Genomic DNA, 22,655 nt, shown 5'->3' on the forward strand with positions numbered 1-22,655 from the left:
CACTTATATAATTTCACGTACCATAATGAAAAAATACAAAAAAGGAGCACCACATAATTAAAAAGGGCGCTCCTGCATTAAAACGTTACTTTTTTTTATCTTTATCCAATATATTTTGTTCTTCAGCAAACTCTGTACCATATGCAAAGCGGCGATTAATACGAATGTTATCATTGTTGTGCCTTGTATGAGAGTTAGAGAAGCGATGAACGATTACTTCAGATAAAGTGAAGACGATGGCAGAAAGGATACTGCCCCATGCAATTTGCATATAGTTGTCTAATAAAATATTACCGAAAATCCATACGCTTAAATATGTTAATAAGAAATCCGACATAATGGCACCAGTATTGCCAATTCGATTTAAAATGATTTTATCAACGAACATGTAGGATACGATTGTAACAAAGAGACTGAATGAAATAATTTGAACAAACGTTGCAGGGAAAAATAAAGCAAGCCCAATGCTAAATGCGATAATGCACGATATAAACTTGATAAGCACTACTGTGAAATCATTCAAAATTTACACCTCCGATTTATACATAGTTTTTCAATAAATTCTGGAGTTCATACATTGTAACGGATTTATTTACATAAAACTTTTTCATGTTCGGAATTTAGTCTAAATATTATAAAAACAATGAAAAAATGTTATAGTAAAATGAGAGTGTATGACATTTTTAGGTAAGGGGGAATCCAGGATGTGGATTACTTCAGAAGTAGAAATTCCAGATGAGTTAATTGATCACCTTGAGCAAGGAAAGTTAGTATTATTTGTTGGAGCGGGAGTTTCTATGAAAGGGAAATCAAACTTACCGAATTTTGATGATTTAGTTGATGAAATTGCAAAAACGTTATATGTCGAAAAACGTGAAATAACAGAACCACATGATTATTATCTTGGTAAAATTGCGAAAACAAAAGATGTACATCAAGTCGCAAGAGATCTTGTTCATATAGAGAAATCAAAACCGAATCCATTGCATTATGCAATTCCAAGGCTATTTCCTTTAGATACAGATATCCGCATTGTAACAACAAATTTTGATCAACATTTTACAACAGCAATTAAAGAAATAAATAGAGATATCAATGTTTATTACGCTCCAGCTTTACCGACTGGGAGAGCTTTTAAAGGTCTTGCTTATATACATGGTAATGTAGAACAGGAGAAAGAGGCTTTAATTTTAACAGATGGTGATTTTGGAAGGGCTTACTTAACGGAAGGGTGGGCGAGAAGATTTTTAGTTGATCTATTCTCAAATTACACCGTTTTATTCATTGGATATAGTCATAATGACCCAGTAATGAAATATTTAGCAACTGGTTTACCACCAAGTACAAGACGATTTGCTTTTGTCGCACAAGGAGAAAATACGTACCACTGGGAACATTTAGGGATAAGACCAATTGTGTATCCGAATAAGGTGAATAATCATCAATCCCTCGTAAAAGCAGTAAAACGCTGGGCTGAATTAATGGGTGATAATTATATTACGAAAAGAATGCGTATTCGGGATATTGTAACGGTTCCCCCGTCAGTAGAACAGGAACAATTATCATACATAAAGCAATCGATTAAAAAAATTGAAACAGTACGTTACTTTGTGGAATTTGCTCATGATTATGAATGGGTCGAATGGTTAGAAGCAGAAGGTAAATTACAAAATTTGTTTATGCTTACGCTAAACTATAATGAAGTAGATGAATTACTTGCAGAATGGTTAGTGGAACAATTTCTTTTTAGTCATCAGAAAGAATTATTTCAATTAATTTATAAAAACTATTCTAAAATATCACCGTTATTATGGAGAACAATTTGTAACTACTTAAACGAAACGAAGAGTAAGATGGACCCGCTGTTGTTTGCAAGGTGGACACTCCTTTTATTAGAAACAGCTGAAAAAGATAGTAGCTCTATAGAAAAGATTTCTAAGTTACTGCAAAAATGTTCTTTTCCTGAGCATAAAGAAATTGCCTTATTGTTACTAACTTTTATTTTAGACGGAAAACTGAAGTTGAAACGTGTAAGAAAATGGGGGAATGATACGCAAGAATCAATAGAACTCGAGGAATCGAGTCGCTTACCAGTATCTACATTTTCTCATGTGGAGCAAATTTGGAACGAAAAGATGAGGCCATATATCGCTTATTATGCTGTTCCAATTATGATGATTGGATTAGAAAAATTGAGAATGTTGTCGTTAAGACAAACGGCACTGAAAAAAAGAAATAAGGAAAATGTAGAGAAAGAGTTTCATCAAAATGATCTTGCATTTTTAATACGAATTGTAAAAGAGTGTCTAACTTATTTATGCGAAAACAATGAAAAAAAGCGGATTATTATATTACAGAAATGATAGAAGCAAATAGTGTACTTAAAAAGCGAATTGCAATTGATGCGATGAATAAAAATATTTTTGTTCGTGTAGATGACAAAATGAAATGGTTGTTACATGAAGGACTTCTTTTAGATTTCACTTATAAACACGAAGTTTTTCAACTTTTAAAAAGGCATTATGCATATTGTTTAGAAAAAACAAAAGAAGAAGTCACTCGAACTGTAATAAAGCATCTTACAGAAGAGAGGGTATTTGATGCATGTCTCGTATTAGACTTATTATTCAAGTGTGATTCGAATAGCCCATCTACGGCAAATGGGTGAGTTAATGAAGCAAAAGCATCCTCATTTTCATTCTGAACGATACAGTGTACAAAAGAAAGAAGATACAGCAGAAAGCATTACTTGTAATGTAACTGCTGACGGATTATTGCAGCTGAAAGATGTTGAAATTATGAAGCAAGTTCAGCAATTTTCGCAAGATGGTGTTTTTGAACAACGCCATTTTTTAGAGATGTTATCAAAAGCATGTAAATTAAACACAGAGTGGAGTATTTCATTTGCATACCAATTAGTAGGAGTGCAAGAAATAAGTAATGAAGTATGGTTTGTTTGTATTAGAGAATGGCGAAATAATCGAGGATTGACGAATGAGCAAATCCAAAAAATTATTCCGCTATTGCAGAAATTTGTTAGAAATACTGCTTTTCATTGGTTAATTAGTAGTTTTCTATATGAAATTAGTAATCGACTAGAAGAGTTAGAAGAGAATAGTATACGTGTTGTAAAACGATTTGCTTTTTCAGTGTTCCCTCAAGTTATGAAGAGTGATGCAGACTTTAAGCTTGGGAAACAAGATTTTTATAATGAATCAATTCAGCATCCAGTTGGAAAAATGACGGCTGTATTATTAAAGTTGTTATCATATGATCATTTATACGATCGTAATGTATATGAATATTTATTTTTATTTGAAGAACAAGTAAGAGTTAATTCGGAACGAACAAACTTTATGTTTGCTCGTTTAATAGCAGATATTACATTTCTATATCATATTGAAAAACAATGGTGCCGAAAATATTTGTTACCATACTTAGATTTAAAAAAACAAAATGAGATTACGGAATATGCATGGGCCGGCTTATGTTACACGCAAATAAATTTACCTTTATTTACAGAAATGAAGCGATTTATTAAGTATGCGATAGAACATTTGGAAGTATTACATCCGCATACGAGAGAAGCTTTCTTGAAGTGGCTTAGCTTTGTATTTATTAAATGTGTACTATATTGGGAGCAAAAAACAAATTGGTTATACCCGTTACTCATACTAGAAAATGAAGAAAATAAAATTAAGTTTATGCAGTTTTTATGCTATTACGTCAAAACATTAAGTGTAAAAGAACAACAAAAGTTTTGGACAGCTTGGCTCAGTGTATTTTTGCGAGAACGACCAAAAATGGGTGAGATAACTGCGAGAGAATATGTGATGCTTTTACGTATTATTTTATACATGGATGAAATATTAGAAAAAGGATTATGTATTATGTCTCGTGCATTTTCAAGTGTACAAGGTAAATGTACAGGTGAGGAAATGAAGCGGTTATTGATTGAAATGCTTCATAAAAAAGAAAGTATGAAAGCGCATAAAGAAATGTTTGCAAATGTGTTTTTTATTTTACTACAAACATGTCACGAAGCCGTTTTATTTGAAAAAGAAATCATACAAATAAAAGAATTATTAGTTCAGTATGAAGTAGAGGAATATGTTTTACATTTACTAGAAAATGAAATAATTCGCATAGGAATTGTAATGGGTGATTTACAAAAAGAATTATAGAACGAAAGTGGAATTTAAAAAAATATATAAAAAGTTGTTGACAGTGTTTTGAAAAGCGTTCTATAATACGAATCATACTTATTCAATTTCAAAAACATTTGAATAAACAAAGTGCAATGAAGAGATCACAGTAGTGGTTAGTCTTACTGTAACAGAGAGCTGGTGGTTGGTGTGAACCAGTACAGGGATAATCATGAATTACAGTCTTGGAGCATCTTTTTCGTAATAAAGATAGTTTGTCTTTATGAGGAAAAAGCGGTCAATTGATCGTTAACAGTGAAGAGAGGTAGACGGAAAGTTAGTCTACAACTAGGGTGGTACCGCGATAAATATCGTCCCTACTGATTTATTCAGTAGGGACTTTTTGTATTTTAGTGGTTCAACTTGAAAATTAAATAGTCATGCATTGAAAGGAAAAGCAGTAGTTGTTGTTTCCCTGTAACAGAGAGCTGGTGGTTGGTGCAAACCAGTACATAAACAAGAGCGAATTACAGTCCTGGAGCATCTTTTTCGTAGTAAAGATAGTATTGTCTTTATGAAGGGAAAGACGGTCAGATGATCGTTAACAATGAAGAGAGGTAGACGAAAGAAGTCTACAACTAGGGTGGTACCGCGATAAATATCGTCCCTACTGATTGAATCAGTAGGGCTTTTTTGTACAAAAAAGTGGGTTTTTAACTAGTAGTTCATGTCTTTGTACGAATTATTAGTTTAAAATAAGAAGAGGTATCGATTCCACTATAAATTTGTATAATTAGTCAGTTCAGAAAATAGAGAATTTTTTATTCTCTTACTATACTTTTAAAACATTAGAGGAGGATTTCCAAATGGCAAATCATGAATTAGATCAATTACGTAAACAGGTAGATGAAATTAACTTACAACTATTACACCTTTTAAACAAACGTGGTGAAATTGTTCAAAAAATTGGAGAGCAAAAGCAAGTACAAGGCACGAAACGCTTTGATCCAGTACGTGAGCGTGAAGTACTTGATATGATTGCAGAGCATAACGAAGGACCATTCGAAACATCAACAGTTCAACATATTTTCAAAACGATTTTCAAAGCAAGCTTAGAGTTACAAGAAGATGATAACCGTAAAGCGTTACTAGTATCACGTAAAAAGAAACAAGAAAATACAATTGTTGATGTAAAAGGTGAATTGATTGGAAACGGAACACAAACGTTCATCATGGGACCTTGTGCAGTAGAAAGTTTAGAACAAGTTCGTCAAGTAGGGCAAGCGATGAAAGACCAAGGCTTAAAATTAATGCGCGGTGGTGCATTCAAACCGAGAACTTCTCCATATGATTTCCAAGGTTTAGGAGTAGAAGGACTTCAAATTTTACGTCAAGTAGCAGACGAGTTTGACTTAGCAATTATTAGTGAAATTTTAAATCCGAACGATGTTGAAATGGCATTAGACTACGTTGATGTAATTCAAGTTGGCGCACGTAACATGCAAAACTTCGATTTATTACGAGCTGTAGGTAAAGTTAACAAACCAGTATTATTAAAACGTGGATTAGCAGCAACAATTGATGAGTTCATTAACGCAGCGGAATACATCATTGCGCAAGGTAACGATCAAATTATTCTTTGTGAGCGCGGTATCCGCACATACGAAAGAGCAACACGTAACACATTAGACATTTCTGCAGTACCAATTTTAAAGAAAGAAACACATTTACCAGTTATCGTTGATGTAACACATTCAACTGGACGCAGAGATTTATTATTACCAACAGCGAAAGCGGCACTTGCAATTGGCGCAGATGCAGTAATGGCTGAAGTTCATCCAGATCCAGCAGTTGCATTATCAGATTCTGCACAACAAATGGACATTCCAGAATTCCATAGATTCATGGATGAGTTAAAAGGTTTCAAAAATAAATTATCTTAATTCCATATCATATATGCATTGAAGAGGAAACAGTAGTGCTTATCTCACTGTTAAAGAGAGCTGATGGTCGGTGTGAATCAGTACAAAGGTAAGCATGAATTACAGCCTTGGAGCATCTTTCCCGACAACTTTTGGAGGGTAAGACGGTCGAACGATCGTTAAAGAAGAAGAGAGGTAGACGAAAGAAGTCTACAACTAGGGTGGTACCGCGATAAACATCGTCCCTACTGAGCGCTCAGTAGGGACTTTTTTGTACAAAAAAATAGTAAAGGGGCAAGAGAAATGAGATACATTACAGCTGGAGAATCACATGGACCGCAGTTAACAGTTATTTTAGAAGGTGTACCAGCAGGTTTGACACTTACGGCGGAACATATTAATAAAGAATTATTAAGAAGACAAAAAGGTCATGGACGCGGAAGACGTATGCAAATTGAAACAGATACAGTTGAAATTGTAAGTGGTGTTCGTCACGGGATGACACTTGGATCACCGATTACGTTAATTGTAAAAAATGATGATTTCAAACATTGGACGAAAGTAATGGGTGCAGAGCCAATTTCGGAAAAAGAAAGTAAAGACATGAAACGTACAATTACAAAACCACGTCCCGGACATGCAGATTTAAATGGAGCAATTAAATATGGTCATCGTGATATAAGAAACGTATTAGAGCGGTCATCTGCAAGAGAAACGACAGTTCGTGTAGCTGCTGGTGCAGTTGCAAAACAAATTTTAAGCGAATTAGGCGTGGGAATTGCAGGACATGTTCTTGAAATTGGTGGAGTAAAAGCAAAACATATTTCAAACTTATCAATTGAAGAAATTCAAACAATTACTGAAAACTCACCAGTTCGATGTTTAGATAAAGAAGTAGAGCAAGAAATGATGAATGCGATTGACAACGCAAAAAGTAGTGGAGATTCAATCGGTGGTATTGTGGAAGTCATTGCAGAAGGTATGCCGATTGGCGTTGGTAGTTACGTTCATTACGATCGTAAATTAGATGCAAAACTTGCTGGTGCAATTATGAGTATAAATGCATTTAAAGGTGCTGAAATCGGCGTAGGTTTTGAAGCGGCACGACAACCAGGAAGCAAAGTGCATGATGAAATTCTGTGGGATGAAAAAAAAGGATACACGAGAAAAACGAATAATGCCGGCGGTTTAGAAGGCGGTATGACAACAGGTATGCCAATTATCGTAAGAGGCGTGATGAAGCCAATTCCTACTTTATACAAACCGTTAGCAAGCGTTGATATTGATACGAAAGAAGCATTCCAAGCGAGTATTGAAAGATCTGATAGTTGCGCAGTACCAGCAGCGGGTGTAGTAGCTGAATCTGTTGTGGCATGGGAACTTGCAGATGCACTAGTCGAACAATTCGGAAAAGATCGTATGGAATTATTAAAACAAAACATTATGCAACACAATAACTACGCAAAAGAATTTTAATAAAAAGGTGGGTTTAACGTGCAAGTAAAAGATCAACTATCATCATTACAACCATATAAACCAGGTAAATCACCAGAACAAATGAAAGAAGTGTACGGAGATCATTCGTTTGTGAAATTAGCATCGAATGAAAATCCATTTGGTTGTTCACCGAGAGTTTTAGAAGAGTTGCAAAACTCTTGGTTGGAACATGCTTTATATCCTGACGGAGGTGCTACAACGCTCCGTCAAACAATCGCAGATAAGTTGCATGTGCAAATGGAACAAGTACTTTGTGGTAGTGGTTTAGATGAAATCATTCAAATAATAAGCCGCGCCGTATTACGAGCGGGAGATAACATTGTAACAGCAGGTGCAACATTCCCGCAGTACCGCCATCATGCGATTATTGAAGGGTGTGAAGTGAAAGAAATTCCTTTAAATAAAGGTGTATACGATTTAGACGAAATTTCGTCAGCGGTAAATAATAATACGAAAATCGTATGGATTTGTAATCCAAACAACCCGACGGGCACATATGTGAATGAGCAAAAATTAACTCGATTTATTGAAGGCATTAGTGAAAATACGTTAATTGTCATTGATGAAGCGTACTATGAATACGTAACAGCAAAAGATTTCCCTGAGACATTACCGCTTTTAGAAAAACATAAAAACATTCTTGTACTTAGAACGTTTTCTAAAGCATACGGATTAGCTTCTTTCCGCGTTGGATATGCGATCGGACAGGAAGAGCTAATTGAGAAATTAAATGTCGTACGTTTACCATTTAACGTATCTTCATTAGCGCAAAAAGCAGCGACGATTGCTTTTGGTGATGACGAGTTTATTAAAGAAATAGTTCACATGAATACAGAAGGATTACAGCAATACGAGAGTTTCTGTAAGGAAAACGGTATACCATTTTATTCGTCACAAACTAATTTCATCTTCTTACCGGTAGATAATGCTGGAGAGATTTATGAAGCTTGTGCACATGCAGGATTTATTATTCGTCCGTTCCCGAATGGTGTCCGTATTACAGTTGGAACAAGGGAGCAAAATGAAGGGGTGATTTCAGTGTTAAAACAACACTTTGAAAATAAAAAAAATAAGTCTCGAGATGAGGCAAATGCGTAAAAAGGTAGTATTAATTGGAACAGGTTTAATAGGAGGCTCTCTCGCATTAGCAATTAAGAAAGAGCACGATGTAACGATAACAGGGTACGATATATTTAAAGAGCAAGTAGAGCGTGCAAAAGAATTACACGTAGTAGATGAAATAGGAGTTGATTTACAGCGTGCATGTGAAGAGGCACATTTAATTGTTTTTGCTTCTCCAGTTGAAGAAACGAAGAAGCTATTACACAAACTTGCGTCATTCCGTTTACGAGAAGATGTTATAGTGACTGATGTTGGTAGTACAAAAGGGTCTATTATGAACGAAGCGGAAGCTTTATTTTCAAAGGATGTTTCTTTCATTGGTGGACATCCGATGGCGGGTTCTCATAAAACGGGAGTTGAAAGTGCAAAGGCACATTTATTTGAAAATGCATTTTACATTTTAACACCGATGAATCACGTGCCAAATAAACAAGTGGAAGACCTTAAAGTATGGTTAAAAGGAACAGGGTCACATTTTCTTGTTTTAAATACGGAAGAACATGATTATGTAACAGGGATCGTTAGTCATTTTCCGCACCTTATCGCAGCAGGTTTAGTAAAGCAAGTTGAGAAACATGCAGGAGATAATCCGCTCATTCATCAACTAGCTGCTGGAGGTTTCAAAGACATTACACGTATCGCATCTAGTAGTCCAAAAATGTGGAGTGATATTGTAAAGCAAAATCGAGAGCATTTAATGGTATTATTAAAAGAGTGGATCTCTGAAATGGAAGATTTATATAAAACAGTTTCTACCGGAGATGCAGGCGAGATTCAAAACTATTTTGCAGATGCGAAAGAATACCGTGATTCTTTACCAGTAAGAAAGAGAGGGGCAATTCCTGCCTATCACGACTTATACGTCGATGTATTAGATAAGGTGGGGGCATTGGCTCATATTACGAGTATTTTAGCGCGCGAGGAAATTAGTATTACGAACTTGCAAATATTAGAAGCGCGTGAAGGACTGCTTGGGGTATTACGTATTAGCTTCCAAAGGGAAGAAGATCGTATGAAAGCAAAGCTAGCGCTTGGAGAAGAAGAATACCAAACTTATGAAACAATTTAAATGAGAAGGTGAAAAACGTGAAAGAAAGAACAATACAACCTGTTAATAACGGATTGAATGGCAATATTACAATCCCAGGTGATAAATCCATTTCACACCGTGCTGTTATGTTCGGTTCTATTGCAGAAGGGAAAACAATAATTAGAGGTTTCTTGCCCGGTGCAGACTGTTTAAGTACGATTTCATGTTTTAAAGAAATGGGAGTAGAAATTACGCAAAACGGTGATGAGGTTACTGTAGTTGGTAAAGGATTAGAAGGTTTACAAGAACCGAAAGCTGTATTAGATGTTGGTAATTCTGGTACAACAATCCGATTAATGTCAGGTATATTAGCTAACACACCATTTTTCTCTTGCGTACAAGGTGATGAATCTATCGCAAAAAGACCGATGAAGCGTGTAACAAACCCATTAAAACAAATGGGCGCAAACATAGACGGCCGAGAAGAAGGAACATTTACACCGTTAACAATACGTGGCGGCGATTTAAAAGCAATTGAATATATTTCTCCTGTTGCAAGTGCACAAGTAAAGTCGGCTATTTTACTTGCAGGTCTTCGTGCAGAAGGTGTAACAGCTGTTACAGAACCACATATTTCACGCGACCATACGGAAAGAATGCTCGAAGCATTTGGTGTTAAAGTAACTCGCGAAGGGAAAACAGTGAAGCTGTCAGGTGGACAAAAATTAACAGCAACAGACATTCAAGTGCCAGGTGACGTATCATCAGCAGCGTTTTTCTTAGTAGCAGGTGCAATCATCCCAAATAGTAAACTAGTATTACAAAATGTAGGAATGAATCCAACCCGTACAGGTATTATTGATGTTTTAGAAAAAATGGGTGCTACGTTCACTGTAGATCTAATTAACGAAGAGGCATCAGAACCAGCTGCAAATATTACAATCGAAACATCTTCATTAAAAGGAATTGAAATTGGCGGAGATATTATCCCTAGATTAATCGATGAGATTCCTGTAATCGCATTAGCGGCAACGCAAGCAGAAGGAATTACAGTAATTAAAGATGCACACGAATTAAAAGTAAAAGAAACAAACCGTATTGATACAGTCGTTGCTGAGTTAACGAAACTAGGAGCTCGCATAGAAGCAACTGATGACGGTATGATCATTTACGGAAAATCAGCTCTAAAAGGCAATACAGTAAATAGTTATGGTGATCACCGTATCGGAATGATGCTTGCAATTGCTGGCTGTTTGGCAGAAGGAAAAACAATTATTGAAGATGCAGAAGCAGTAGGTGTATCATATCCTACATTCTTTGACGAACTTCAAAAGTTAGCTAAATAAAAAGGGTGGAAAGCAGATACGTGATGTATCTGCTTTTTTTGTTAAAACGTCCTTGTAATTTCACTTATCGAACTATAATAGTAAGAATTATGATACAATTCAAACAGAGAATGGAGGAGAATTATATGAATGTCATACAATTAAAAGAAGATAAGTTTAGAGAAGCATTACGTTTATCAGAATACGCTTTTCAATATAAAGTAGATGAGGAACGATTACAGCAGCAACTTACAAAAATGAAGGAAAGTCATGAAATATACGGCATTATGGAAGGGGAAGACTTAGCTGCAAAACTACACCTCATCCCGTTTCATATTTACATAGGTAAAGAAAAATTTAAAATGGGTGGCGTTGCAGGAGTAGCGACGTATCCAGAGTACAGAAGAAGTGGGTATGTAAAAGAGCTACTTCAACATTCACTTCAAACAATGAAAAAAGATGGCTTTACAGTCTCTATGTTACATCCATTTGCTGTTTCGTTTTACCGTAAATACGGCTGGGAACTTTGTGCGAATCTACTCAAATGTCATATAAGTAAGAGCGATTTAGTGATGAAAAAACAAGTAAATGGTACTGTGAAACGTTTTAATAAAGAAAATCATCCAGAAGAAGTCGAGAAGCTCTATGAAGCATTTGCAGAACGTTTTTCATGTATGTTAGTTCGAGAGAAGAACTGGTGGTTACAAGCGGTTTATGATGATTTAACATTAGCGATTTACTATGATGAAAATAAAAAAGCAGCAGGTTACATGTTATACAAAATAGAAAACTATAAAATGACAGTAGAAGAATTTGTACCACTGCATAATGAAGCACGAAATGGTCTGTGGAACTTTATTTGTCAGCATGATTCTATGATTAAAGAAATTGAAATGACAGTAAGTGAAAGCGAACCGTTATTATATTCATTGCAAGAGCCACGCGTGAAGACAGAAATAAAACCATATTTTATGGGAAGAATTGTAGATGTAGAGCAGTTCTTAAAACAATATGAGTTGAATTGGAACAATGTAGAGCAAGAAGTGATCCTAAACATTACAGACGCATTTGCTCCGTGGAATAACATAACAGTGAGACTTGCAAATCATGAAATAACAATAATAAAAGAAAAAACAATAGATAAAGGCATCAAACTGGATATAAACGAGTTATCTACAATAATGTTCGGCTATAAACGTCCGTTACAACTGAATGAATTAGAATTAATTAGCGGAAGTGAAGAGGAAATACAAGCGTTTGAGAAAATAGTTCCGGTACGAGAAGCATTTATTTATGATTTCTTTTAAGTTTTCAATAGAAAATTGGGCTGCCCAAAAACAATTTTTGGGACAGCTTTCTCTTTGGTTGTCGGTAAGTCGATATATCCTGAAAATCGCTGATATAATTGGAGATGCGCCGATATATTCTGAAAATCGCTGATATAATTAGACTTGCGCTGATATATTCTAATAATCGTTGATATAATTTTTTCACTAAAACGTAACTATACTTTGTCACGCACTTGACTTTTAATCCATGTAATTTATAATTAAAAACGGAATGAATTTTCATTCCTGGAAATAGAGGTGGAAAAAATGGCTAAAAACAAACAAGAGGATATTTTTGATGCTGCGATGCAACTTTTTGCAGAGCGTGGTTACGATGGTACGACAATTCCAATGATCGCTGAAAAGGCAAAAGTCGGTGCGGGTACTATTTATCGCTATTTTGAAAATAAAGAGGCACTTGTTAACTCATTATTTTCAAAAAGTATGTTACAGCTTTCTGAAATAATAAAAACGGATTTTCCTGTTGAAGCAAATATTCGTGAACAGTTTAGTCATACGTACAACCGTTTATTTGAATTTGCGAGAAACAATGTAGATGCTTTTTTATTTACAAATTCTCACTGTGATAGTTATTTTCTTGATGAACAGAGTAAGAAAATATTTGATGATTTTATAGGCTTCTTTATGAATATTATTGAAGATGGAATCGCAAAAGGTTTTCTTCGTCCATTGCCTCCAGTTGCTTTAATTATTATTGTATATCAACCGCTAGAAAAATTAACGAAAGTAATTGCAACAGGGCAATTAGAATACTCGAAAGAGTTAGTAAAAGAATTAGAAGAAAGCTCTTGGAACGCTATTAGAATCATTTGATTCTATAGCTTTATAAGGAAAGGAATGAATATTCATTCCTAAATAGATTTAAAAAATGAGAGTAGGAAAGGATGTTTGTGTAACTAAGGGAATGAACATTCATTCCGGAAAGACTAGTTTAATAGAATTTACAAAATAATGTAATAGAACAATAGGAATGAACGTTCATTCCGTTACTAACGTGAAACTTTCAAAACGGGAGATGATTCAAATGAGCAAGTTAAAAAGTTGGAGAAGTTTATCTTTTCTATTATGGATAGTTATTACTATTACAATGGTCGTAACGATGCCTAATATGGATCAATTAGTGAAAGAAAAAGGGAAAATTACAATCCCTAATACAAAGCAAAGCAGTATTGCTGACAAGATGATGAAAGAGATGGATAAAGAAGGGGTTGAAAAGTATGAAATTATAGCCGTTTTTAATAGTGGCAATAAGGCAGCTTTAACAGATGAACAAAAAAAGGAAATAACAAAAACAATCAACGCCCTGCAAACTGAAAAAGAGCAATTAGGAATTAAGGAAGTTGTTTCACATTTAGACAATAAAGACTTGGAGAAACAATTAGTTTCTAAAGATAATACGACTATTTTAACGCAAATATCGATAGATAAAAAACATGGTGAAATATCAAAAGTTTCAAATAATCTTCATGAAAAAGTGCAAACGAAAGGGGTAAAAACGTATTTAACAGGAAGTGACTTAATAGCGGGTGATTTTCTTAAATCCTCTCAAGAGGGAGTGAAAAAGACAGAAGTTATTTCAATCATTTTCATTCTTGTAGTATTAATCCTCGTATTCCGTTCACCAGTTGTTCCAATTGTTTCTCTTCTTACAGTTGGTATATCGTATTTAGTTTCAATGGGGATTATTGCCCAGCTTGTAGATCAATTTAATTTTCCATTCTCAAACTTTACACAAGTGTTCGTAGTCGTCGTCCTGTTTGGGGTAGGAACACATGCCCATCAACTTAAGGATAGAAACGCCGCGGCTTTCCATTGATTAAAATGAAAAAACTTTGAAATAATATAATTCCATTAAAAATGAGTATACGAAATAAACCCTAACGGGTTTCATTTTTTAACTTATGCAACTTTCTTTTGTTTTCTATATCCACTATACTCATAGATAACACCCATAATATCAAAGACTGTCTTTTTCTCATATCGATGAGATTTCCGGCCATTTTTCTGTAGTAGGGTAAACAGGCGGATTAAGACCTTTGCTATTTCTTGGGTGTTTCTCTGTATTGCTTGATATAACAGGGATAGATGATCTTGAATCATCCCAATTGCTTTATATTCACTTAATTCTCTTTTGTGCTTTTGCAACAAAAGTTGGCGCATCTTAAACATCGTAGAAGAACAGATAAAAATGGCAATGAGCTTTCCATACACATGGCATTCTAATCTCTCTTGCTTGATAGTTTGCCAGTGATGAATTTGAAATAAAGATTTCCACGTTTTAAATATGATTTCTATCTGCCAGCGAAGGGAGTAAAAATCATGGATTTGTTCCATCGGAACCATCTCCCAAGGCGTATTCGTAACATATATGTTGATACCTGTTAATCGTTTACTTTTTTCTGAAAACGTAATTCCCTTTTTACTTTCGGTATAGCTTTGTTTTTTTCTACGTTCCAGTATTTGTTCCTCTGTTAATCGGTAGATAATTACTCTTGTAACTAATCTTTGATTCTTGCCAATATACGCCTCTTTTATTTCATATGTTTGTCCTGATTTTAACGTGTGCATAATGTTCTCTAAATCCACCTGGATATACTGTGATTGTTTTTTGATTGTCCCATTTCGAAAGTATTCCGGAAACGGATTTTTCGTATAGACGGTATGGTTTAACTTAAGTCTTGATATATAGCACACTCCACGTTGATCCATTTGATCTAAGTCTTCCAATGAAAAATAGCCTAAATCACGAATACACAGATCACCCGGCCGTAAGGTATCTAAGCAATCTGTTCCAAATGTTTTATCATTATGTTTTCCTGGACCTACCTGGAAGTTTAGAAACTGTCCGCTGTGTAAGTCATATTCTAATTGAATCTTGATGCCTGCTGTTTGTGCACAACCACCTGATCCAGGATATACATGAGCTAAATGTTTTGGTACTTGGAAAATCGTCGCATCTAAAATACGAATGCGTTGAAAATACATGAGTGCTGCACTTGAAATAGTTGATGTTTTACAAAGTTTACTTTTCCATAATGCAGAAAAAATATATTTCAAAAATTCAACTGCTTTTTTATCAAAGCGTTTATTGAGTCCTTCTGGACTCATAAGAGTGCCTGTGGCTGCGTGTAATTGACTGCATAGTCGAACGAGAGAATCGCTCGCTGTACGTTGACTTACCCAGATACATATGGTAGCTAATTCATTTCCTGAAAACTTTCGTTTTCTTTTTACAAACCCTAATTCTTTTGCGAGTTCTTCCAAAAGAGAGGGAGTTAAATGACGATACAGCTCTTCAGAAAATAGTTGTAATTCATCTTGAATCGAAAGATTCATAAAAAATGTCACCCTTTCTAGCTAGCTTTTTAGAAAGGATAACTTTTTTTGACACTTGGGGGTAGTGAAAATTCTTAAGTTGATGGGCATGGGGTAGGAACAGATTATAACATTTTATTATATACGAGGTTTAAAGAAGAATTAAGTAAACAAGAAAATGCATTTTTAGCTACGAAAGAAACATTCAAATCAGCAGGTAAAACTGTATTATATAGCGGAATAGCGGTGCTAATTGGTTTTGCATCACTTGCTTTAGCAAGTTTTAAATTATATCAATCGACTTCAGCGGTAGCAATTGGTGTTTTAGTATTATTACTCGTATTAACGACTTTAAATCCATTTTTCATGGTGCTTTTAGGAAAAGGAATGTTTTATCCAGTTAAAACATTTAAAGGTCATGAGGATAGTCGCTTGTGGGGATTCTTTGCGAAAAACTCAGTAGCAAGGCCATTTGTCGCTTTAATCATCGTATTCGTAATATCGATTCCTTTCGTATTAAAATACTCTAATACACTTAATTACAATGATTTATTTGAAGTGGATAATAAGTATGAATCCAAGATGGGTATTAACGTAATAGAGGATCATTTTCCGCCTGGTTTCTCTTCACCGAGTACATTAGTCATTCAATCTGATAAAAAGCTGGATGAAGGAACTTCTCTACAAATTTTAGACGAATTAACTGATAAAATTTCGAAAGTTAAAGGTGTGTCAGAAGTATATGCACCAACACGTCCAACTGGTGAGAAGATAAAAGAATTATATTTAAATAAGCAAGCGGGAGAATTGAATACAGGATTAGGAGATGCCGATGGTGGCATAAAGGAAATTAATGATGGATTAACAGATGCGAAAAATAAAATGGGAAGTAATGATTCAAATAGTCTTGCGAATGTTCAAAAATTAATTGATGGAACGAACGAGGTGAAAAACGGGGTATCAGCATTAGGAACAGCTTTACATCAATTATCAAATGGCATAAACGACGGTGCACAAGGAGCACAGCAAATTGAGAGTGGTTTAGCTTCAGTAAACGAAAATATAAATGTTCTATCTAATGCAACGTCGCAGCTGCATGCTGGTTATGCACAGTTAGAAAAAGGTTTAAACTCTTACGATCAATACTTCGGAAGTATTTCTCAAGCGATTGATGGTGCGAAAAAGGGATATGAACAAATTGAAATGTTAATGACCAATTTCGTTCAAACGAAACCAGAATTAGCGAATGATCCAAACATACAACAAACGATAGGAATTGCTAAAGAGGCTCAAAAGAAATTAAGCGTACTTTCAAATGAATTAAATCAATTAGCAACACAGCACAAAACGGCGATGAGTTCATTTAAAGAAGCGAATCAATCGTTACTGAAAGTGGATAACGGCTTAAAAGAAATGAGCAATGGAGTTAATAAGTTACAAAAGGGAGCAGCCGATCTTAAAAATGGATTAAATGAAGGTTCTTCAGGTTCAAAACAAATTGCAAATAAATCAGTTGAGTTACAATCTGGATTAACGAAAATAAACGATGGGCAAGGACAACTTTTAACGGGCCTTAAAGACCTGCAAGAAAAGATGGGGCAATTACAATCCGGTTTATCTAAAAGTACAGAAGGGCTTGGAAAAGTAAGTAATGGCCTGCATGACGCACAAAAATATTTAGGGGAGCTCAATGAATCGAAGAGCTCTGAGAAGTTTTATATTCCAAAAGAAGTGCTAGAGGGAGAAGATTTCCAAAAAGCATTGAACACGTACATGTCGCAGGATAGAAAAATTGCTAAAATGACTATCATTTTAGATGTAAATCCGTATTCAAAAGAAGCGATGCCAATTATTCAAGAAATCAATAAAACAATCGATGGCACTGTAAAGGGAACGGAATTACATGATGCGAAAACAGCAATTGGCGGAACAACAGCTAGAAACGTTGATTTAAAAGAAGTAACAGGGCAAGATTTCTTACGTACAGCTACAATTATGTTAATTGGAATTGCGATTGTATTAATCGTAATTACACGCTCATTACTAAACATAATATTTATTATTGGCTCATTACTATTAGCGTACTTCGCATCACTCGGTATAAGCGAACAAATTAGTGCACATGTATTACATGTAGATTCATTAAGCTGGAATGTTCCATTCTTTAGCTTCATTATGATTGTCGCTTTAGGAGTGGATTATAGTATTTTCGTAATGATGCGCTATAACGAGATAGAAGGGGATTCGGTAACGAAAATTGTAACTGCATCTCGTCATATAGGAGGAGTTGTATTATCAGCTGCGCTAATTTTAGGCGGGACATTTGCAGCATTAATTCCATCAGGTGTATTAACACTTATACAAGTTGCATCAGTAGTTGGCGTTGCACTTCTTCTATTAGCTTTAATTGTGATGCCGATATTATTACCGGCGTTAATAGGGTTAACGAGTAAAATGAAGAGTTACAAAGAGAAAATAATAAATACGAAATAAGAAGAGACTGTAGGGAATGATTTCTCTACAGTTTTTTCGGTATATAATATTTCAGATGAAAATGAATCCGATATATTACAGAATGAGCAGTGAAAGGTTATATGAGAAAGAGGTCGATGATATACATACAATAGCTAGGGGAATGGACAAAAACTATCCGATTTCATTGTAGAAAGGTAATCAACCGTTGCTATTCATCCATCTTCTACTATATAATAGCTATAGTCTACAATAATTGAGTCGTAATATGCGATTTCTTAAGACAATCGGTGAGAAAACGCTGAAATAAGCGGTATTAGTAGGAGGACACAAATGATTACAGTAAGTAACGTTAGTTTGCGTTTCGCGGATCGCAAATTATTTGAAGATGTTAACATAAAATTTACGCCAGGTAACTGCTACGGTTTAATCGGAGCGAACGGTGCTGGTAAATCGACATTTCTAAAGATTTTATCTGGAGAAATTGAACCATCAACAGGTGACATACATATTACGCCAGGTGAGCGTCTAGCAGTATTAAAACAGAACCACTTCGAATATGAAGAGTTCCCAGTATTAGAAACAGTAATTATGGGTCACACGCAACTTTACAAAGTAATGCAAGAGAAAAATGCTATTTACATGAAAGAAGACTTTAGTGATGAAGATGGAATGCGCGCTGCTGAACTTGAAGGTGAGTTCGCTGAGCTTAACGGTTGGGAAGCTGAGTCAGAAGCTGCAATTCTTCTTAAAGGTTTAGGTATTGGTGAAGACCTTCATGATAAGAAATTGTCAGAATTAACTGGGGCAGAGAAAGTAAAAGTATTACTTGCTCAAGCTTTATTCGGTCAACCTGACATTCTATTATTAGATGAGCCTACCAACCACTTGGACTTAAAAGCGATTCAATGGTTAGAAAACTTCTTAATGAACTTTGAAAACACAGTTATCGTAGTATCCCATGACCGTCACTTCTTAAATAAAGTATGTACGCACATGGCTGACCTTGATTTCGGTAAAATTCAACTTTATGTTGGTAACTATGACTTCTGGTATGAGTCAAGCCAATTAGCTTTAAAATTAACACAAGATGCTAATAAGAAAAAAGAAGAGAAAGTAAAAGAGTTACAAAACTTCATTGCACGCTTTAGTTCAAACGCTTCTAAAGCGAAACAAGCAACTTCTCGTAAAAAATTATTAGACAAAATTACATTAGATGATATTAGACCGTCATCACGTCGTTACCCATTCGTTGGCTTCACACCTGAGCGTGAAGTAGGAAATGACTTATTAACTGTTGAAGGTCTTTCTAAAACAATTGATGGTGAAAAAGTGTTAGATAATGTGTACTTCACTTTAAATAAAGGTGATAAAGTTGCATTTATCGGCCGTAACGATATTGCGATGACAACATTATTTAAAATTCTTATGGGTGAAATGGAGCCGGATAGCGGTTCATTCAAATGGGGTGTTACAACCTCTCAATCTTACTTCCCAAGAGATAACTCTAAGTACTTTGAGAACAGTGATTACAACTTAGTTGAATGGTTACGTCAATTCTCTCCACAAGATGAGTCTGAAAGCTTCTTACGTGGTTTCTTAGGCCGTATGTTATTCTCAGGTGAAGAAGTTAAGAAGAACGTTTCTGTATTATCTGGAGGCGAAAAAGTTCGTTGTATGTTATCTAAAATGATGTTAAGTGGTGCGAACGTAATCACACTTGACGATCCAACGAACCACTTAGACCTTGAGTCAATCACAGCATTAAACAACGGTTTAATTGCATTCAAAGGTACAATATTATTCACATCTCATGACCATCAGTTCGTGCAAACAATTGCAAACCGCATTATCGAAGTAACACCAAACGGTGTAATCGATAAAGAGGCTACTTATGATGAGTTCTTAGAAAATGAGGAACTTCAAAAACAAGTAGATGCAATGTACAAAGGTCAATAATATATAATGAAAAAACTCGTTCTTTTTAGAGCGAGTTTTTTTGTCGAGAAAACGTAACATCGCTGGTCGGTCAAATGAATAATTATTCAAATATAATATTAATGAACAGGAGAATTCTTTCATGTATGGAAGGGATGTAATGACTTTAAGATTTAAAGAGTTAGTTGAAGAAGGGAAATGTAAGTGGAGTAATATAATCAAATCGTATTATTTTGTCATGTGAAATATGTACCAAATTTGGAGATAGAATAGTTTGCGAATGAGTTTATAAAGGTATATAGTATGGGGTGTCATAATTAGTGGATGAATCTTGGGAGAAAACAGGAAATGTTACAAATTTATTTTGTTAAATAGAAACCAAGGTCAAAATGTCTAGAAAGAAATAGTTGAATAAATACTAGCTTCAAATTATAATTACTAATATTCTTCATATAGTTAAATAAAGATAATCTATTTGAAGAAGAAAATTTGAATAGAGAGACAGACTTATAAAAAATAAGCCTTGGATGATCAAAAGAGGTGGAGAAATGAAACAGTTCTTATTAAAGAGCAAAAGTGTGTTAAGCAATCATTTTGGATTCTTTCTGTTTGCCGTTATTTTATTGTGGCTCAAAACATATGCAGCTTATGTAACGGAATTCAATTTAGGAATTTCAAACACAATCCAAAAATTCTTGCTGTTTTTTAACCCGCTTAGTTCAGCAGTTCTATTTTTAGGACTTGCATTATTTGCAAAAGGGAAACGATCTTATATTTGGTTAATTATCATTAATTTGTTATTGTCGATTCTTTTATACGCAAACGTAGTATACTATCGCTTTTTCAGTGACTTTATTACGTTCCCGACATTAACACAAACGAATAACTTTGGAGATTTAGGTGGTAGTATTCTTGCGTTGCTACATCTTTATGATCCATTATACTTCTTAGACACGATTATATTAATTGTGTTAGTCGCAACAAAATTTGCAAATCCAAAACCAATTCGTGTTGCGAAGCATAAATTATCTCTAGTATTTGTAGTAGGTATTTTATTATTCAGTGTTAACTTAGGTCTTGCAGAGTCTGACCGTCCTGAATTATTAACAAGAACGTTTGACCGTAATTATATTGTGAAATATTTAGGTGCATACAACTACACAATTTATGATGGAATTCAAAGTGCGAAAGCATCAACAGAACGAGCATTAGCGGATGGCGATAATATGACAGAAGTACGAAATTATTTAACATCAACTTATGCAAGTCCAAATCCTGAGTATTTCGGTAAAGGAAAGGGAATGAACGTAATTTACATTCATTTAGAGTCATTCCAAAACTTCTTAATTGATTACAAATTAAATGGTCAAGAAGTTACACCGTTCTTAAACTCATTTACAAAAGATGCGAATACACTATACTTTGATAACTTCTTCCATCAAACAGGACAAGGGAAAACATCTGATGCGGAGTTTATGTTAGAGAATTCAATGTTTGGCTTACCGCAAGGTTCTGTCTTTACAACGAAATCTCATAATACGTATCAATCAGCACCAGCTATTTTAGGACAACAAGGATACACATCAGCAGTATTCCACGGTAACTACAAAACATTCTGGAACCGTGACGATATTTATAAATCATTTGGTTTTAATAAATTCTTTGATGCGTCATACTACGATATGAATGAAAAAGACGTAGTAAACTACGGATTAAAAGATAAACCGTTCTTTAATGAATCTATTCCGTTATTACAAACGTTGAAACAACCGTTCTATACAAAGTTTATTACGTTATCGAACCATTTCCCTTATCCAATCGATAAGGCAGAAGCAACGATTGAACCAGCAACAACAGGTGATTCATCAGTAGATACGTACTTCCAAACAGCACGCTATTTAGATGAATCTGTAAAAGGCTTCATCGATTACTTGAAACAATCTGGTTTATATGATAACTCAATTATTGTTATGTACGGAGACCATTACGGTATTTCAGATAATCATAATGCAGCAATGTCAAAAGTAATGGGTAAAGAAATGAACTCATTTGAAAATGCACAGTTACAACGTGTACCATTAATCGTTCGTGTACCAGGAGTGAAAGGTGGCGTACAACATCAATACGGTGGTGAAATTGACGTTCTTCCAACGCTATTACACTTACTAGGTACAGATACAAAGAATTATGTTCAATTCGGTTCTGATTTATTATCACCAGATCATAAACAAGTCGTTGCGTTCCGTAACGGTAACTACGTAAGCCCAACAGTTACTGCACTAAACGGCAAATACTATGATACAACTACTGGAAAACCTGTAGAATTTACAGATGAAATAAAGAAAAATGAACAAATGGTTCAAAACTCACTAAAATACTCTGACCAAGTCGTAAATGGTGACTTATTACGATTCTACACACCGGAAGGATTCACTCCAGTAGATCGTTCGAAGTATAACTATAACAACCGTGATAAAAACAAAACGAAGGTAAAAACGACTCCGGAAGGGGAAGCTAAATAAATAATAAAAGGCGCTATT

11 protein-coding genes, 3 pseudogenes and 3 other annotated features are annotated in these 22,655 nt (G+C 34.9%); of the genes and pseudogenes, 12 read left to right on the top strand and 2 right to left on the bottom strand.

Going from position 1 to position 22,655, the window contains the following annotated elements:
• Positions 1-85: 85 nt before the first annotated feature.
• Positions 86-523 carry a YndM family protein gene (locus tag QCI79_RS25850; protein ID WP_000997702.1) on the bottom strand — a complete coding sequence of 146 codons (438 nt, stop codon included), beginning with the start codon at positions 521-523 and terminating at the stop codon, positions 86-88.
• A gap of 181 nt (positions 524-704) precedes the next feature.
• Here QCI79_RS25850 and QCI79_RS25855 point away from each other — a divergent pair.
• The 9 genes and pseudogenes from QCI79_RS25855 to QCI79_RS25895 all read left to right on the top strand — a co-directional run.
• A pseudogene (locus tag QCI79_RS25855) lies at positions 705-4,184 on the top strand (DUF4020 domain-containing protein).
• Between the two features lie 107 nt (positions 4,185-4,291).
• Positions 4,292-4,527, top strand: a binding site (T-box leader).
• 54 nt (positions 4,528-4,581) lie between these two features.
• Positions 4,582-4,817, top strand: a binding site (T-box leader).
• Positions 4,818-5,011: 194 nt separating this feature from the next.
• Positions 5,012-6,088 carry a bifunctional 3-deoxy-7-phosphoheptulonate synthase/chorismate mutase gene (locus QCI79_RS25860; protein ID WP_001273575.1) on the top strand — a complete coding sequence of 359 codons (1,077 nt, stop codon included), beginning with the start codon at positions 5,012-5,014 and terminating at the stop codon, positions 6,086-6,088.
• 9 nt (positions 6,089-6,097) lie between these two features.
• Positions 6,098-6,317 (top strand) — a binding site (T-box leader).
• A 53-nt stretch (positions 6,318-6,370) separates the two neighbouring features.
• Positions 6,371-7,543 (top strand): chorismate synthase, encoded by a 1,173-nt coding sequence (gene aroC / locus QCI79_RS25865; RefSeq protein WP_001269429.1) that lies wholly within the window; start codon positions 6,371-6,373, stop codon positions 7,541-7,543.
• An 18-nt stretch (positions 7,544-7,561) separates the two neighbouring features.
• A complete protein-coding gene (gene hisC, locus QCI79_RS25870; RefSeq protein WP_001197273.1) occupies positions 7,562-8,662 on the top strand; it encodes a histidinol-phosphate transaminase in 1,101 nt (366 codons plus the stop codon).
• Positions 8,655-9,755, top strand: coding sequence for a prephenate dehydrogenase (gene tyrA / locus QCI79_RS25875; RefSeq protein ID WP_001228131.1), 1,101 nt, complete (start codon positions 8,655-8,657; stop codon positions 9,753-9,755). The genes hisC and tyrA overlap by 8 nt, the downstream gene beginning before the upstream one ends.
• Before the next feature lie 17 nt (positions 9,756-9,772).
• On the top strand, positions 9,773-11,062 hold the full coding sequence (gene aroA / locus QCI79_RS25880; protein WP_000664624.1) for a 3-phosphoshikimate 1-carboxyvinyltransferase: 1,290 nt from the start codon (positions 9,773-9,775) through the stop codon (positions 11,060-11,062).
• 125 nt (positions 11,063-11,187) lie between these two features.
• Positions 11,188-12,348, top strand: a complete 1,161-nt coding sequence (locus QCI79_RS25885; RefSeq protein WP_001100915.1) for a GNAT family N-acetyltransferase — start codon at positions 11,188-11,190, stop codon at positions 12,346-12,348.
• A gap of 288 nt (positions 12,349-12,636) precedes the next feature.
• Positions 12,637-13,203 (top strand): TetR/AcrR family transcriptional regulator, encoded by a 567-nt coding sequence (locus QCI79_RS25890; protein ID WP_001107303.1) that lies wholly within the window; start codon positions 12,637-12,639, stop codon positions 13,201-13,203.
• A 211-nt stretch (positions 13,204-13,414) separates the two neighbouring features.
• Positions 13,415-14,161: pseudogene (locus QCI79_RS25895) on the top strand (MMPL family transporter); the annotation flags it as partial.
• A 128-nt stretch (positions 14,162-14,289) separates the two neighbouring features.
• On the opposite strand, the gene QCI79_RS25900 reads toward QCI79_RS25895, so the two are convergent.
• Entirely contained in the window at positions 14,290-15,726 is a 1,437-nt protein-coding gene (locus QCI79_RS25900) for an IS4 family transposase (RefSeq protein ID WP_042991529.1), read from the bottom strand.
• Between the two features lie 90 nt (positions 15,727-15,816).
• Here QCI79_RS25900 and QCI79_RS25905 point away from each other — a divergent pair.
• The 3 genes and pseudogenes from QCI79_RS25905 to ltaS all read left to right on the top strand — a co-directional run.
• Positions 15,817-18,198 (top strand): annotated as a pseudogene (locus QCI79_RS25905) (MMPL family transporter); the annotation flags it as partial.
• Between the two features lie 312 nt (positions 18,199-18,510).
• A complete protein-coding gene (locus QCI79_RS25910; protein ID WP_000633864.1) occupies positions 18,511-20,136 on the top strand; it encodes an ABC-F family ATP-binding cassette domain-containing protein in 1,626 nt (541 codons plus the stop codon).
• A gap of 527 nt (positions 20,137-20,663) precedes the next feature.
• Entirely contained in the window at positions 20,664-22,637 is a 1,974-nt protein-coding gene (gene ltaS, locus QCI79_RS25915) for a lipoteichoic acid synthase (protein ID WP_000808774.1), read from the top strand.
• The last annotated feature ends 18 nt before the right edge of the window (positions 22,638-22,655 follow it).

It is taken from the genome of Bacillus cereus group sp. MG1 (assembly GCF_040460035.1).
GTDB lineage: Bacteria > Bacillota > Bacilli > Bacillales > Bacillaceae_G > Bacillus_A > Bacillus_A cereus.

Coding starts and splice junctions, on each gene's coding strand:
- QCI79_RS25860 (WP_001273575.1), top strand. CDS start 5,012: ATGGCAAATCATGAATTAGATCAATTACGTAAACAGGTAGATGAAATT.
- aroC (WP_001269429.1), top strand. CDS start 6,371: ATGAGATACATTACAGCTGGAGAATCACATGGACCGCAGTTAACAGTT.
- tyrA (WP_001228131.1), top strand. CDS start 8,655: ATGCGTAAAAAGGTAGTATTAATTGGAACAGGTTTAATAGGAGGCTCT.
- QCI79_RS25885 (WP_001100915.1), top strand. CDS start 11,188: ATGAATGTCATACAATTAAAAGAAGATAAGTTTAGAGAAGCATTACGT.
- QCI79_RS25890 (WP_001107303.1), top strand. CDS start 12,637: ATGGCTAAAAACAAACAAGAGGATATTTTTGATGCTGCGATGCAACTT.
- QCI79_RS25900 (WP_042991529.1), bottom strand. CDS start 15,726: ATGAATCTTTCGATTCAAGATGAATTACAACTATTTTCTGAAGAGCTG.
- QCI79_RS25910 (WP_000633864.1), top strand. CDS start 18,511: ATGATTACAGTAAGTAACGTTAGTTTGCGTTTCGCGGATCGCAAATTA.
- ltaS (WP_000808774.1), top strand. CDS start 20,664: ATGAAACAGTTCTTATTAAAGAGCAAAAGTGTGTTAAGCAATCATTTT.